This is a genomic window from Massilia sp. Masssp94, from assembly GCF_059491305.1.
In genome coordinates, this window is sequence record NZ_CP168501.1 from 4,879,396 (window position 1) to 4,894,478 (window position 15,083).

Here is a 15,083-nt window from a genome sequence, read left to right on the forward strand (position 1 = left end):
CCTGCGGTGTATGATGACCCGGTTTTGACCCTATTCCGAGCGCATTCAGCCGTAGTAAATGAACGACCTGACCCCCACGCAATCCTGGCCCGACGAGCGGCGCTACCAGTACCTGATCTCCGGGATCAGCGACTACGCCATCTACATGCTCGATCCGAACGGTTACGTCAGCAGCTGGAATGCCGGCGCCAACCGGTTCAAGGGCTATGTTGCGCAAGAGATCCTGGGCGAGCACTTCTCGCGCTTCTACACGCCGGAGGACCGCGAAGCGGGGAAGCCCGCGCGGGCGCTGGCGATCGCGCTCGCGGAGGGCAAGTACGAGGCCGAGGGCTGGCGCGTGCGCAAGGACGGCTCGCGGTTCTGGGCGCACGTGGTGATCGATCCGATCTACAACGAGGAAGGCGTCCTGCTCGGCTTCGCGAAGGTGACGCGCGACGTCACCGAGCGCAAGCGCGCCGAGGATGCGCTGCGGGAAAGCGAGCAGCGCTTCCGCCTGCTCGTGAACGGTGTCACTGACTATGCGCTGTTCATGCTGTCGCCGGAAGGCACCGTCACCAACTGGAACCCGGGCGCCGAGCGCATCAAGGGTTATCGCCAGGAAGAGATCGTCGGCAGCCATTTCTCGCGCTTCTATACGCCGGAGGACCAGGCCGCGGGCATCCCGAAGCGCGCGCTGGACACGGCCGCCGCGGCGGGCCGCTACGAGTCCGAGGGCTGGCGCGTGCGCAAGGACGGCTCGCGGTTCTGGGCCCATGCCGTGCTCGACGCCGTCCGCGACGACGACGGCGAACTGCTCGGCTTCGCCAAGATCACGCGCGACCTGACGGAAAAGAAGAAGGCCGACGAGGCGCTGGAAAAGGCCAGCATCGCGTTGTACCAGGCGCAGAAGATGGAATCCATCGGCCAGCTCACGGGCGGCGTCGCGCACGATTTCAACAACCTGTTGTCGGTGCTGTCCAGCGGCATCGAGGTGCTGAACCTGCAGCGGGGCGAGGGCGATGCGCGCACGCTGGAATCGATGCGGCGCGCGATCGACCGCGGCGCGCGCCTGACGCAGCAACTGCTCGCGTTCGCGCGCCAGCAGCCGCTGCAGGCGGAAACGCGCAACCTCAATGCCGTCATTCGCGGCTTCGAGACCGTGCTGCGCCGCGCCGGCAATCCGTCCATCGATTTCGTGATCGACCTCGATCGCAAGGCCCACAATGCGCTGATCGACAGCGCCCGCTTCGAGTCGGCGCTGCTGAATCTCGTCGTCAACGCGCGCGACGCGATGCCGGAGGGCGGCCGCCTCGTCATCGCGACGGGCAATATCGTGGCGGACGGCCAGCATCCGGCCGGCCTCGCGCCGGGCGAATACGTGCGTGTGACCGTCAGCGACACGGGCACCGGCATGCCGCCGGACGTCGTGGCGCGCGCCTTCGAACCCTTCTTCACGACGAAGGAAGTGGGTAAGGGCACGGGCCTGGGCCTGTCGCAGGTCTACGGCTTCATCAAGCAGTCGGGCGGCGAGGTTGCCATCGACAGCATGCCGGGCGAAGGCACGACGATCGCGATCTACCTGCCGGCCGTCGTCAATCCCGCCGAGGAGGCACAGGCCGAGCACACGGAGCGCGTCCTCATCGTCGAGGACGAGCCGGACCTGATGGACGTGGCCGCGTCGCTGTTCACGAGCATGGGCTACGAGGTCGTCACGGCCGCCAGCGGGCAGGAAGCGATCGACGTGATGGAACAGCGCGACATCGACATCCTGTTCACCGACGTCGTGATGCCAAACGGCATGAACGGCATCGAGCTGGCCAGCTACACGCGCGAGCATTATCCGGCCACCAAGATCATGCTCGCGTCCGGCTATCCGCTGCCGGCCCTCAAGCAGCGGCATGGCGTCGACCTCAACGAGTTCGCGTTCGTCAACAAGCCGTATCGGCTGTCGGACCTGGCGCGGACCTTGCGGTCTGCGATGTGATTACAAGCCGAAGATGATGTCGCTGATCCGCTCGTAGATCGGGTCGGCCGACGGCCCGTTATTCGGCCAGTTCAAGATATCGAAATGGTCGTAGCCGCGGTAATTGCCGAGGAAATTCCACGTCCCCTTGACGGCCTTGCCGTCGTAGTCGCGCACCGGATGGCCGCTCGGCGCGCGCATGCTCACCGTGTTGACCACGCCATCGTTCGGAAACCATGCGCTGTCGATGCGCACGCGGCCCGGCGCGTTCTGTGTGTACGAGCCCATGCCCGGCTGGGCCAGCGAGCCGACGATCCATTCGCCGGCGAACAGCTTGAAGTACGGGATCATGTCCGCGCGCGGATACTGGAACTGGACGTTCTGTACGGGCGCGAGCACGCGGTCCGTGCCGTTGCAGCACCAGGCGCCGGCTTCCGTCGCCAGCGTCCCCACCGAAAAATAATAGACCGACGGCGACGTCAGCGCCCAGCGGTTGAATTCGCGCGCGCCGTCCGGCGCCAGTTCCCAGTGGGCCAGTTCGTTGTCGAGGATGTCGCGCAATGGACTGCGCAGGTTCGGCAGCACGTCCACTACGGCATCGCGCAACGTGGTGCCGTCGTGCGGCGCGGAGATCGTCACGACGCTCCTGATCCAGCCGACCTTGCCGCCTTTATAAAGTTCGCCGCCGCCCTCGTCGCCGTCGGGCGAGCCGTGTTCCAGCAACTGGACCAGGGCGCGGATCGTCGTGCCGCCCTGGCTGTGGCCGATCATGTGGACCGGGTGCGCGGCATCCCATTGCGGGTAGAACGCGAGCGGGTAGTTTTCCGGATTGTTGGCGGGGTCCGCGGCCCAGCATTTGCCGGCCGGCTTCTGTGCCTGGCCGGGATAGCCGTAGCGCGCCACGTGGTGGGCGCCATAGTCGACGCAGCCACCCTTGATCTGGGCATACAGCTCGGCGGCGCGGTCCCAGTTCGACGCGATCGCGCCCACCTGGGCCGTGAAGACGGTGTGCGGGCCGTGGTAGACGGTCAGGTGCGCGGCGATGTTGCCGTAGCCGCCCCAGTACAGGAAGCTGCCGAGCGGATGCGATTCCGGCCCGAAGCCGAGGACGCCGTGCACGAGCACGACGGGATCGTTGTTGGTGGCGCGCGCGGGCGTGCCCAGCAAGGCGGCAAGCGCCAGCAGCGCGCAGGCGCAGGACTTCGTCAGTCGCAACATGTGACTCTCCATTGGACGTGGCGAGCCCATTGTCGGTTTGATATGCGGCACAGAGTTTGCGCTGCCTCGACCGGGACGACGAAACGGCTGCTGCAATGCAACAAAATGGCGTCGGTGTGGCTTGTGCGCACTATACCGCCGCACATTGTGCAACGCGAGGTTAGTTCGCCGCCGTCATGCCCGCCGCATTGCCCACCGCGCCATCGCCCGGCGTGGCCGGGGCCGGCGCATTGGATGCCGTGACGGCAGCCTTCTCGGCCAGGTCCGGGTTCCACACGACGTGCTCGTCCACCGAATACAGGCGGCACGGCTTGTCGCTCTTGGCCGAGCAGGTGGCCAGGGCGCGGGCTTCCGGATCCTCGCCTTCCTCGGCCCAGCACCAGGCGCCGCTGGGCGACACGGCAAACGCGCGCGGCGTCATCTTGGTCAGGTATTCGCGGTAGGCGCGCTTGCCGTTCTCGGACAGGAACGGCACGGCCTCGATGTCCTCGATACCGGCGAAGTTCGTCGCCTGCGGCTGCGGCGGTTCCGGCACCTTGTACACGACCCTGGTCGGCATGCCGATCTGCTGCAGGAAGTGCATCGTGTCGGCCAGCCATACCTTTTGGCCGTCGCGGCTGGCCAGCATTCCATGCGAATCTCGCTTGAACGGGGCGTACTCGACGAGCTGGGCGCGGCCGCCGGCCTGTTCGAACGCGTCGTGCATGCGCGCCACGAGTTCCGGCGAGAACAGCGAATCGTTCTGGCCGTACATCCACAGGCTCGGCAGCTTGTTCTGCGACCCGTACTCGGCGAAGGCCGACACGAGGGCCGAGCGCCAGCCGCAGCCGTTGCTGTCGTCGCGCAGGCCGCCCGCGAAGTTGATCAGGCCGCGCACGCCCGGCAGGTCCTCGGTGCCGAGCGCCATCGTCGCGAGGCCGCCGTACGACTGGCCGGCGACAACGATATGGTCCGCGTCGACCCACTTCTGCGCACGCGCGTATTCGAGGGTGTCCTTGATGTCCTCGGCCTGGGTGTAGCCGTTGGCCGTCATGTCGCAGCCATGGTCGCGGTAATAGCCCGTCGAGTTGGCGAAGCCCTGGCGCATCGGCACCATCACGGCATAGCCGCGTTCCACGAAGGCGTGGGCCATGTGGTAGAAGCGGTCGCGCGGCTGCAGGTTCGGGTGACCCGGATCCTTGCCGTGGTTGACGATGATGAGCGGGAAGGGCCCTGGGCCGTTCGGCTGGAACACGGTCGTTTCCAGGCGGGCCTGATGGTCCTGGCCGGCCGGGATCAGGACGATGTGCTCGTTGATCCGATAGTCGAGCTGAAGCTCTTGTTCGATGGCGAGACCCGGCAGCAGGGCCAGGGCGGCAATGAAGGCGGACGTCAGTTTGCGAACGGAAGGGCGGACTTTAAGCATGGAAGACTCTGGAGCGACACCGGGTTTGCACTTTTCCCCGAGAACTGATTGCCTCGCGGAATGAATTGATTCTAAGCACGGTGATTTCTCAGAGCAATGTCCAATTAACCAAATCTCGAACTAAATCTTCACGTGTGGCCACATTTGCCATAACAGGCAGATAATCTGGATGGCCAACGATTGGGATACCCATGTTTAACTGACATGAATACCGACGACCCCGACGACCCCGACGACCGTTTTCTGCAAGCGCTGCAAGGCAGCGCGCGCGCCTGGCGCCTCGCGCTCGAACGCCACCTGAAGGCGAACGGGCTGACGATGGCCGGCTGGAACGCGCTGACGGCCGTGGCGGACAGCCCCGAACCGCCGTCGCAGCGGGAACTGGCGCGCCGGCTCGGCGTGGACGGCGCCACGCTCGTGACGACCCTCGACCGCCTCGTCGCGGGCGGCCTCGTGCGGCGCGATTCGGAGCCGGACGACCGCCGCGTCAAGCGCATCGCGCTCACGCCGCAGGGCGAGGCGGTGGCGCGCCGCGTCCACGCGGAAGCGGATACGCTGCGGCGCCTGACGGTCGCGCGGCTGGATGCCGGCGCCATGGCGGCGGCGGCGGCCGTGCTGGAAGACCTGCAGCGGCTGCTGGAGAACCCATGAGCGACGCCGACTACGCGCCGCGCCAGTGGCATCCCGACGAGCGTCCCACGCTGCCGGGCGGACCATCGTTTCCGAGGCACTCGACGCCGCGCCGCATCGCCTATTTCCTGGTCGGCACGCTCGTGACCATCACGGGCGGCCTCGGCAACGCGCTCGTCACCGTCAACCTCGTCAACCTGCAGGGCACGCTGGGCGTCTTCGCGGCCGAAGTCAACTGGCTGCCGACGGCCTACGTCATGACCAATGTGTCGATGAATCTGTTGCTGGTGAAATTCCGCCAGCAATTCGGCCTGCGCGCGTTCACCGAGTTCTTCCTCGTGCTGTATGCCCTGATCACGTTCGCGCACCTGTTCGTCAACGACCTGGGCTCCGCGATCGCCGTGCGCGCGGCCCACGGCATGGCGGGCGCGGCCCTGTCGACGCTGGGCCTGTACTACAGCCTGCAGGCTTTCAAAAAGGAGTGGCGGCCGCGCGGCATCGTGATCTCGACCGGCATCGCGCAGCTGGCCCAGCCGATCGCCTACATCTTTTCCAGGAGCCTGCTGCAGATCGCGGAATGGCGCGGGTTGTATCTGTTCGAGCTCGGGCTCACGCTGGTCACCCTGGCCGCCGTGTTGTGGCTGAAGCTGCCGCCGGGCGACCGCTTCAGGGCGTTCCGGCCGGCGGATTTCCTCACGTTCTCGCTGTTCGCGCCCGGCATGGCGCTGCTGTGCGCGGCGCTCACGTTCGGCCGCGTGCTGTGGTGGACGGAGAATGCATGGGTGGGCATCGCGCTGGCCGTGTCCATCGTGCTGCTGCTGGCCGCGATCTGCGTCGAGCACAACCGCGACAACCCCCTGCTGAATATCCGCTGGCTGACCAACGGGATGATCCTGCGCCTGTCCATCGCGCTGATGCTCGTGCGCGTCGTGCTGTCGGAGCAGAGCGTGGGCGCCGTCGGCTTCCTGCGCCTCGTGGGCCTGAACAACGACGAGATGCAGACGCTGTTCATCGTCATCCTGCTCGCGACCATCCTCGGCATCGTCGTTTCGGTGCTGGTCACCCGGCCGCCGCACCTGATGGCGCCGCAGGTGGTGGCGCTGTTGATCATGGCGCTGGGCGCATGGATCGATTCGAACGCGACCAACGCCACGCGCCCCGCCCAGATGTACGTGAGCCAGGGTCTGCTGGCGTTCGGCGGCGTGATGTTCCTCGGGCCATTGCTGCTTACGCTGCTCGGGTCCGTGATCGCCAATCCCGCGAACCTGATCAGCTTTTCCGTGCTGTTCGGCCTGACGCAGAACCTGGGCGGACTGATCGGCTCGTCGCTGCTGGGCACGTTCCAGGTGATGCGCGAAAAATACCACTCGTCCGTGCTGGCCGAGCAGCTGAGTTCGCTCGATCCGCTCGTCGCCGCGCGCATCCAGCAGTACGGGGCGGCGTACGCGCGCCAGCTGGCGGACCCGTCCGCGCGCACGCGCCAGGGCATCTCCGTGCTGACGCAGACGGCCGCGCGGGAAGCCAACATCCTCGCCTACAACGACGTGTTCCTCTTGATTTCCATCATCGCCACTCTGTTGGCCGCGTGGATCTTCGGCCGTTCGCTGTGGCTGAAATACGTAGCGCCGCCACCGCCGGCGCCGGTGCCGGTGCCTGCGCCGCCCGAGCCGACCGATTCGCCGATCGCCGTCCCATCCGGCGACCGCCGCACGGCGCCGCGTCCGCCCCAGCCGACGCCGGCCGTCCCAACCTGAATCGAGCCCCGACCATGCCGGAAACGACGACAACCCAACAAACATCGAACCGCCACGTCATCGTGAGCGGCCTGCTGTTCGCCTTCATCGCGCTGATCGGCGTCCTGATCGTGCTGTATGCCTGGAACCTGCCGCCGTTCCACAGCGCGCTGCAGACGACGGAGAACGCGCTGGTGCGGGGGCAGGTGACGATCATCAGTCCGCAACTGTCCGGCTACATCGTCGAAGTGGACGTGCAGGATTACCAGGTGGTCCACCAGGGCCAGCTGCTGATGCGCATCGACGACCGCATCTACCAGCAGAGACTGGACCAGGCCAAGGCCCAGCTGGCGACCACGCGCGCCGCGCTGGCGAACTTCGCGCAAAGCCGCGGCACGGCCAGCGCCACCATCCAGCAGAACCAGGCCGCCGTCGCCAACGCGGCTGCCCAGGCGCAGCGCGCGAATGCCGACCTGAAACGCGTGGAAGAACTGGCGGCCGACGGCTCGCTGTCCGCGCGCGAACGCGACGCCGCCCGCGCCACCCGCGCGCAGACCGTCGCCGCGGCCGAGCAGGCACGCGCGGCACTGGAGATCTCGCGCCAGAACCTGCGCACCGTGGAGGTCAACCGCGCGTCGCTGGACGCGGCGGTCGCGAACGCGGAGGCGGCCGTGCGGCTGGCCGAGATCGACCTGTCCAATACCCGCATCGTCGCGCCGCGCGACGGCCAGCTGGGGCAGGTCAGCGTGCGCCTCGGCGCGTTCGTCAACGCGGGCGCCCAGCTGACGGCGCTCGTGCCGCAGACGATGTGGGTCGTGGCCAACATGAAGGAGACGCAGATGGCCGACGTCCGGCTGGGCCAGCCCGTTACGTTCACCGTCGACGCGCTGAATCACGCGAAGCTGCGCGGCCACGTCGAGCAGATCTCCCCGGCCACGGGGTCCGAGTTTTCCGTGATCGTGCCGGACAATGCGACGGGTAACTTCGTCAAGATCGCCCAGCGGATTCCGGTCCGCATCAGCATCGACCCGAACCAGGAACTGGCCACACGGCTGCGGCCCGGGATGTCGGTGGTGGCCAGCATCGACACGAAGGCCGGTAGGGTGGGCGCCCCCGCGCCCACGCGTACGCCCGGGTCCACGGGGAACGCTCGATGAAGCGGGGGCTCATGCTCGCCATCTGCGCCGCGCTGCTGGCCGGCTGCCGCATCCCCGTGCCGCCGCCGCCGCAGGCGACCTTGAACGTGCCGCCCGCGTGGCGGGGCCAGGTCGGGCCGGGCGCGCCCGTCGAACGGGACTGGTGGCATGCGTTCGCCGATCCCGCGCTGGACCGCCTCGTCGCGCAGGCGCTGGAACGCAACAACGACGTGCGCACGGCGCAGGCGCGGCTGCAGGAATACCGGGCGCGCGTCCAGGTGGCGCGCGCGGCCGAGCAGCCTACGTTGTCGGTCGGCTTCACGCCCACCCGGGCGCGCGTGATCGGGCCGTTCGGCACGCCGATCGATACGACGTCGCTGCAGGGCGCGTTCCAGGCCGCCTATGAGCTCGATCCGTTCGGCCGCACGGCCAGCCTGACGGAAGCGTCGCGGCTGGACTACGCCGCGCAACAGGCGGCGGCGGACGCGACGGCGCTGTCGGTGGCGGCGAACACGGCGTCCGGTTATTTGAACCTGCGCGGCCTCGACGCCCAGCTGGACCTCGCCCGCGCCACCCTGGCATCGCGCCAGCGCTCGCTGGACCTGGCGCGGCGCCAGTTCGAGGTCGGCTACAGCTCGCGCCTGGAATTGTCGCAGGCCGAGGCCGAGTACCGCGCGACGGCCGCCGTCGTGCCGCAGCTGGAGCGGGCGATCGCGCAGCAGGAAAACGCCCTCGACGTCCTCGCCGGCGCCAATCCCGGCCCCGTCGGACGCGGCACCGAACTGACGCGCCTCAACGCGCCCGCGATCCAGCCGGCGCTGCCGTCCGAACTGCTGCGCCGGCGGCCCGACATCGCGTCGGCCGAACGCGCGCTGGCCGCGGCCGACGCGAGCCTCGCGGCCGCGCGCGACCAGATGCTGCCTACTCTACGCCTGACGGCGTCGCTGGGTGCGTACGCGAACGATTTGCCGACGTTGCTGTCATCCCCGACAAGGTTGTGGAGCGTGGGCGGCAGCGTGCTGGCACCGCTGTTCGACGCGGGGCGGCTGCGCGCCCAGGCCGAGATCAGCGCCTCGCTGCGCGACCGCGCCGTGTTCGCGTACGAAGCGGCCGTGCGCAATGCGTTCGCCGACACGGAGAACGCGCTGACATCCGTGCAGCGCCTGCGCGAGCAGCTGGACGAGGCGGAGGCGCGCCGGGTGGCCACAAGCGAGGTGCTGAGGATCGCCCACAACCGCTACCGCAACGGCTATTCGTCGTACCTGGAAGAGCTGGACGCCCAGCGCAACGCCTTCGCCGCGGAGAACGCCGCGTTGCAGCTGCGCGCCGCCTGGCTGCAGGCCCACGTCGACCTGTACCGCGCGCTGGGCGGCGGCTGGCATCAATAACGACCATGGAGGAGCGCACATGATCAAGATCGGAATCATCGTCGGGAGCACCCGGCCGGGCCGCAAGGCGCTGGACGTGGCGCGCTGGGTGCTGGACATCGCGGGCATGCGCGCGGACGCCGTGTTCGAGTTGGTCGACATCCAGGATTTCAACCTGCCGCTGCTGGACGAGCCGGTGCCGCCATCGCTGGGGCAGTATTCTCAGCCGCACACCAGGGCCTGGGCCGCCGCCATCGCCGGCTTTGACGGCTACGTGTTCGTCACGCCCGAGTACAACCACGGCACGTCCGGCGCGCTGAAGAACGCCATCGATTTCCTGTACAAGGAGTGGAACAACAAGGCCGCGGGCTTCGTCGGCTACGGCAGCGCGGGCGGCGCGCGCGCCATCGAGAGCCTGCGCCTCGTGATGGGCGAGCTGATGGTGGCCGACGTGCGCGCGCAGGTGATGCTGTCGCTGCGCACCGACTTCGAGAATGGCACGACCTTCAATCCGGCCGGGCACCACGAGCAGTCCGTGGATGCCATGCTGGACCAGGTGGTGGCGTGGAGCCGGGCGCTCAGGACCGTGCGACCGGATGCGCCCGTCACCTCGGACGATGCGCCGCATACCGGCCAGCGCATGGGCAGCCAGTGACGGCCTGGCGGCGGCGTTACAATCGGCGTCCATGACCGCTTCATCCTCTTCCACAAGGCGCGCAACCTGCGCCGCCTGCCTGCGCGCGCAGAGCGCCTGCATCTGCCACTGGGTGCGGCCGCTGTCCAGCCGTGTCGACTTGCTGATCCTGCAACATCCGCTCGAGGTGCGCAACGCCAAGAACAGTGCGCGGCTGCTGCATCTCTGCTTGCCCGGCAGCCGCCTCGAAGTGGGCGAGACGTTCGCTGATCTGCAGGCGCTGCTGCACGCGGATGGGCGGGTGCCCGTGCTGCTGTATCCCGAAACGCCCGGCTTCGTGCCGCCCGTGCTCGCACCGGCGCCGCCGGAACGGCTGCGGCTCGTCGTGCTGGACGCCACCTGGCGCAAGAGCCGCAAGATGCTCCACGTTAATCCTGAGCTGCAACGCCTGCCCCGGTTGGCGCTGCATGACGTGCCCGCGTCGGCTTATCGGATCCGCAAGGCGCATGCGCCGCACCAGTTGTCGACACTGGAAGCGGCCGCGCTGGCACTTGGCCAAATGGAAAGCGACGCCGACGCGTACCGGCCTCTACTGCAGGCGTTTGACGGTTTTGTGCAACAACAAGCTGTTCTTTTTTGGTGCTTGAACCCATCCTGACATCGGCGTACTATACTGTATAAACATACAGTACTTAAGGAGCGCCGTGTGAATCGGGTCAACAAAGCAAACGCAAGTCGGGCGGTCAGCCAGGTGGTGTTGCCGTTCCCGCAAAAGTCCGCCGAGGTCGTGCCCATCCACGGGCCAATCAAAGGTCGTGGCGCCGTCACCAATCTTCAAGGCCGCTACGAAGTGAACGGCCGCGAGCGGTTCGACGACGGCTGGACCGTGCCTGGCGTAAAGGACGAGGCACCGGCGCCCCTCAAGACGACTGTCACTGACGAGATCGCCAAATCGATCCTCAGCCGCAACACGTCGCCGGATATCCCGTTCAGCGTGTCGCTGAACCCGTACCGGGGCTGCGAGCACGGCTGCATCTACTGCTTCGCGCGGCCGACGCACGCCTACCTGGGCCTGTCGCCGGGTCTCGATTTCGAGAGCCGTTTGTACGCCAAGGTGAACGCGGCCGACCTGCTGCGGCGCGAGCTGGCACGGCCGGGCTATGTCCCGGAAAACATTGCCATCGGCGTCAACACCGACGCGTACCAGCCTTGCGAACGCGAGCGCCGCCTCACGCGCGAGGTGCTGGAAGTGCTGGGCGAATGCAACCACCCGTATGGCCTGATCACGAAGTCGTCGCTGATCGAACGCGACATCGACCTGATCGCGCCGATGGCCGAGAAGGGCCTGGCCTGCGCCGCGATCACCCTGACGACGCTGGACGGCGAAATCTCGCGCACGCTCGAGCCCCGTGCGGCCGCGCCCGCCCGCCGCCTGCGCGCGATCCGGACGCTGACGGAAGCCGGCATCCCCGTCAGCGTGAGCGTCGCGCCGATCATCCCGTTCATCACGGAACCGGAAATCGAGCGCATCCTGGAAGCCGCGAAGGACGCCGGCGCCGTCGGCGCGCACTACACGGTGCTGCGCATGCCGTGGGAAGTGAACCCGCTGTTCCAGCAATGGCTGCACGCCCACTTCCCCGACCGCGCCCAGCGCGTGATGAACCGCATCCGCGACATGCGCGGCGGCAAGGACTACGACAGTGACTTCAGCAAACGCATGACGGGCGAAGGCATCTGGGCCGACCTGATTCGCCAGCGCTTCACGAAGGCCATCAAGCGTCTGGGCCTGGATGGCTATATGGGGCGCTTCCACAAGCTGGACGGCTCGCAGTTCAAGCGGCCGCTCGTGGTGCCGAAGACGATCGTCAAGCCGACCAGCGCGGCGGCGGCGCAGATGGATCTGTTTTAAACGTTCGCCGTCGTGTCCGACGGCGTCAGCGACAGCACGTGCGCTGCGACGGCGCGACCGTGCAGGTTGAGTCGGTTGCGCGCGAGACATTCATGCACGGCCCCGGCCTTGCGGGCAACGCCGAGGCTGGGCAGGTTGCCGTCCGCGACGACGATTTCGACCCGCGACTGGCCCAGGTGCTCGAACGCATGACGCGACAGCGCCCGGATGGCCGCCAGTGCCGCGCCCTCGCCCTGGGCCGAGGTACGCACCCAGTAGCCGAGGTTGCAGAAGCCGTGCAGGCGATTGAACTGGTTGAGGCCGGCCGCGCCGACGTAGTGCCGGCCGTCCGGCAGGAAAATGCCGAACTCGTGCGCGCTGCCATCGGCACGCGCGGCATCGCAGAACGCGATCCAGGCCAGCGCATCGGCATCGTCGTAGGCGGCATGGGCCCAGGGCATCCACGGTCCGAGGCTCGCCATCGATTCGCGGACGGCGGCTGCCATCGCCGGCGCATCGTCCGCGACGAGGGGGCGCAGCAGGAAACCGTCGGCGTGGATGGGCTGTATCATGTGAGCATGATAACCGGTCAGTTGTAGGGATGCAGGCTCTCGGCTACGATTGCGTTCTTGATATCGGCGGATCGGCAGGCGGAATATGGTGGAGCAAGGCGGCACGGTGCAGCGCATCGTCTTCGTGGGCGCGGAATCGACGGGCAAGTCGACGTTGTCCGAGCACCTGGCACGTGCCTACAACACGGTCGCGGTGCCCGAGATCGGCTGACACTGCTGCGCTGCGCCCACGAATGCCGCGCGCGCTATGCCTACGTTCGTCTGCGCGGACGACATCCCGTACGAGGAACAGGACGTGCGCGAGAACGAGGCGTGGCGCGGACGCATCCAGCGACTCGTGCTCAAGGATCTCGACGCCCGCCGCATCCCGTACACGGTTGTGCAGGGCAGCGTGGAAGAACGGGCGCGCCAGGTGCGCCGCGTGCTCGACCAAGCCGATTAAACGATCGTGCCCGGTAACTCGATGCCGTGCAGGCGCCGGAACAGCTTCAGCGCGAAGCCGTCCGTCATCCCGGAAATATAGTCGGTCGCCCCGAGCAGGCGCGCGTACAGCGTCGTGCCGCGGCTGAATTGCTGCGGGATGATTTGCGCGATCTTGCGGTCGGCCGCCGACCGGTCCGCTTCCGGCTTGACGAGCGCCGGCACGATCTTGCCCAGCAGCCCGCCGAGGATCTCGAAACCGGCCGCTTCGATCTGCAGCACGGACGGCGTCGCATAGATCCGCTCGCGCGACAGCGTGGCAATCGCCTTCAGCCCGGGAGCGAAGCGCGATGCACCGGCGAGGTCCTGCTCGAAACGGCCGTCCATGATCGCGTCGTAATGCTCGCGGAAGACCTCCAGCGCGGCGCCGATGAGATGGCCGATGGCTCGGGCGCGCAGGTATTCCACGCGGCCCGTGTCGTCGGCCAGTTGCCGGTAGGACGGGCTCGCGGCCGCGCCGCCCGGGAAGGCGAGGGGCCACAGCAATTGGCGCGCCTCGTCGAAGGACACGCGGCCCAGGCGGTGACCATCCTCCAGGTCGACGATGCCGTAGCAGATGTCGTCCGCGGCTTCCATCACGAAGGCGAGCGGATGGCGTGTCCAGGCGCCCGGGCCCTTGCGCACGAGGCCGACCCGGGTGGCGACCCGTTCGGCCGTTGCCGCGTCGTCCGCGAAGTAGCCGAATTTCTTTTCGCTGATCGTGTCCCTGGCCGACGGCAGGTCGGAGGCGCGCGGGTATTTCATGAACGCGGCGAGCACGGCATAGGTGAGCTGGAAGCCGCCATGGTCGACGGCATTCTGCAGACGCGTGACGAGGCGGAAGCCCTGGGCGTTGCCCTCGAAGCGCAGGAAATCCTGGCGTTCGCGCTCGTTGAGGTCGGTCAGCCAGCGTTCTTTGTGCTCGGCGAACCATGACTGGATCGCAGCTTCGCCCGAGTGGCCGAACGGCGGGTTGCCGATGTCGTGGGCGAGGCAGGCGGCCGCCACGATGCTGCCGAAGTCCTGCGGCGCCATCGACAACGCCGGTTCGCGCTCCTTGATGAATTCGCCGCACAGCATGCCCAGCGAACGGCCCACCGACGACACTTCGATGCTGTGCGTGAGGCGCGTGCGCACGTAATCGCTGTCCGATAGCGGGAACACCTGCGTCTTGTCCTGCAGGCGCCGGAACGCGCTCGAATACACGAGCCGGTCCCAGTCGCGCATATATTCGGTACGGCTGCCGCCGTCGCCCCGGTCATCCTCGCGGCCCAGGCGCATCGTCGACACCAGGCGGTCCCATTCCATCGGCATCTTGTCTCCAGAAATTGTTCGATGGTGCAGTGTAGCGCCGTCGCGCACAAAATGGTTGACATCATCAACTTCGTTATATATCTTACGATGTATCTTACGATATAGGGAAGCGATTATGCCGCACCATCATCCACATCATCACCACCATCATCACGACCACGAGCACGCGGGGTTCGCACCGCACCACCGGCATGGTCCCGGCGGTCCCGGCGGTCACCATGGCCGGGGCCGCGGTCCGGGCGGCTTCGGCTTTTCCGACGACGGCGGGCTGCCGCGCGGCCGCAAGCTGTCGTCGGACGATCTGCAATTGCTGCTCCTCGCCCTCATCGCCGAACAACCGAGCCATGGCTACGAGCTCATCCGGGCATTGGAAGCCCGCTCGGGCGGCTTCTACGTGCCGAGCCCCGGCATGATGTATCCGGCGCTCGCCGCGATGGAAGACCTGGGCTGGGTGACCATCGAGCTCGAAGGCACGCGCAAGCGCTACGCCCTGTCGGACGACGGCCGCGCCCATCTGGACGCGAACCGCGAACACGTCGACATGCTGCTCGCCCGGCTGCAGGAGGCCGCGCGCAAGATGGAATTGATGCGCAGCGCGCTCGCCGAAGGGGACGAGGGGCCGGGCGGACGCGGTGCGTTCAGTGCCGAGTTGCACGACGCGCGCCACGCACTCAAGCGGGCACTGGCCTCGCGGGCGGGCGCATCCGCCGAGGAGCAGCAGCGCATCGCCGCCATCCTGATGCGCGCGGCGGCCGAGATCGAGCAGGGCGGCGCAGCCGGCTGAA

Annotated in this window: 15 protein-coding genes; 11 read left to right on the plus strand and 4 right to left on the minus strand. The window is 67.5% G+C overall.

Annotation, left to right across the window (positions count from 1 at the left end; all coding sequences use genetic code 11):
* The first annotated feature begins 58 nt into the window (after window positions 1–58).
* Entirely contained in the window at window positions 59–1,963 is a 1,905-nt protein-coding gene (locus tag ACEN9G_RS21545; RefSeq protein WP_413342543.1) for a hybrid sensor histidine kinase/response regulator, read from the plus strand.
* On the opposite strand, the gene ACEN9G_RS21550 is transcribed toward ACEN9G_RS21545, so the two are convergent.
* Both ACEN9G_RS21550 and ACEN9G_RS21555 read right to left on the minus strand, forming a co-directional pair.
* The gene (locus ACEN9G_RS21550; protein ID WP_413342542.1) at window positions 1,964–3,160 is read right to left on the minus strand and encodes an esterase/lipase family protein; all 1,197 of its coding nucleotides are present in this window, start codon (window positions 3,158–3,160) and stop codon (window positions 1,964–1,966) included.
* A 160-nt stretch (window positions 3,161–3,320) separates the two neighbouring features.
* Window positions 3,321–4,565, minus strand: coding sequence for a dienelactone hydrolase family protein (locus tag ACEN9G_RS21555; protein ID WP_413342541.1), 1,245 nt, complete (start codon window positions 4,563–4,565; stop codon window positions 3,321–3,323).
* Window positions 4,566–4,769: 204 nt separating this feature from the next.
* On the opposite strand from ACEN9G_RS21555, the gene ACEN9G_RS21560 reads away from it, so the two are divergent.
* From ACEN9G_RS21560 to ACEN9G_RS21590, 7 genes are all read left to right on the plus strand, one after another.
* Window positions 4,770–5,216, plus strand: coding sequence for a MarR family winged helix-turn-helix transcriptional regulator (locus ACEN9G_RS21560; RefSeq protein WP_483126942.1), 447 nt, complete (start codon window positions 4,770–4,772; stop codon window positions 5,214–5,216).
* Complete coding sequence (locus ACEN9G_RS21565) at window positions 5,213–6,949, plus strand: MFS transporter (protein WP_483126943.1); 1,737 nt, start codon at window positions 5,213–5,215, stop codon at window positions 6,947–6,949. The genes ACEN9G_RS21560 and ACEN9G_RS21565 overlap by 4 nt, the downstream gene beginning before the upstream one ends.
* 14 nt (window positions 6,950–6,963) lie before the next feature.
* Complete coding sequence (locus ACEN9G_RS21570; protein WP_483126944.1) at window positions 6,964–8,085, plus strand: HlyD family secretion protein; 1,122 nt, start codon at window positions 6,964–6,966, stop codon at window positions 8,083–8,085.
* A complete protein-coding gene (locus tag ACEN9G_RS21575) occupies window positions 8,082–9,452 on the plus strand; it encodes an efflux transporter outer membrane subunit (RefSeq protein WP_483126945.1) in 1,371 nt (456 codons plus the stop codon). Before ACEN9G_RS21570 ends, ACEN9G_RS21575 begins: the two co-directional genes overlap by 4 nt.
* A gap of 19 nt (window positions 9,453–9,471) precedes the next feature.
* A complete protein-coding gene (locus ACEN9G_RS21580) occupies window positions 9,472–10,086 on the plus strand; it encodes an NADPH-dependent FMN reductase (RefSeq protein ID WP_413337683.1) in 615 nt (204 codons plus the stop codon).
* Window positions 10,087–10,117: 31 nt separating this feature from the next.
* A complete protein-coding gene (locus ACEN9G_RS21585; protein WP_413337684.1) occupies window positions 10,118–10,723 on the plus strand; it encodes a tRNA-uridine aminocarboxypropyltransferase in 606 nt (201 codons plus the stop codon).
* A gap of 99 nt (window positions 10,724–10,822) precedes the next feature.
* Window positions 10,823–11,974: a PA0069 family radical SAM protein gene (locus tag ACEN9G_RS21590; RefSeq protein ID WP_413337709.1), complete on the plus strand. Its 1,152-nt coding sequence runs from the start codon at window positions 10,823–10,825 to the stop codon at window positions 11,972–11,974.
* Here ACEN9G_RS21590 and ACEN9G_RS21595 read toward each other — a convergent pair.
* Entirely contained in the window at window positions 11,971–12,525 is a 555-nt protein-coding gene (locus ACEN9G_RS21595; RefSeq protein WP_413337685.1) for a GNAT family N-acetyltransferase, read from the minus strand. The genes ACEN9G_RS21590 and ACEN9G_RS21595 overlap by 4 nt on opposite strands.
* A gap of 85 nt (window positions 12,526–12,610) precedes the next feature.
* Here ACEN9G_RS21595 and ACEN9G_RS21600 point away from each other — a divergent pair, with 85 nt between their 5' ends.
* Both ACEN9G_RS21600 and ACEN9G_RS21605 read left to right on the plus strand, forming a co-directional pair.
* Entirely contained in the window at window positions 12,611–12,736 is a 126-nt protein-coding gene (locus tag ACEN9G_RS21600) for an AAA family ATPase (RefSeq protein ID WP_413337686.1), read from the plus strand.
* A 36-nt stretch (window positions 12,737–12,772) separates the two neighbouring features.
* Complete coding sequence (locus ACEN9G_RS21605) at window positions 12,773–12,967, plus strand: hypothetical protein (RefSeq protein ID WP_413337687.1); 195 nt, start codon at window positions 12,773–12,775, stop codon at window positions 12,965–12,967.
* Here the strand turns inward: ACEN9G_RS21605 and ACEN9G_RS21610 are convergent.
* Window positions 12,964–14,298: a deoxyguanosinetriphosphate triphosphohydrolase gene (locus tag ACEN9G_RS21610; protein ID WP_413337688.1), complete on the minus strand. Its 1,335-nt coding sequence runs from the start codon at window positions 14,296–14,298 to the stop codon at window positions 12,964–12,966. The genes ACEN9G_RS21605 and ACEN9G_RS21610 overlap by 4 nt on opposite strands.
* A 115-nt stretch (window positions 14,299–14,413) precedes the next feature.
* Here ACEN9G_RS21610 and ACEN9G_RS21615 point away from each other — a divergent pair, with 115 nt between their 5' ends.
* Entirely contained in the window at window positions 14,414–15,082 is a 669-nt protein-coding gene (locus tag ACEN9G_RS21615; protein ID WP_413337689.1) for a PadR family transcriptional regulator, read from the plus strand.
* Window position 15,083 lies beyond the last annotated feature (1 nt).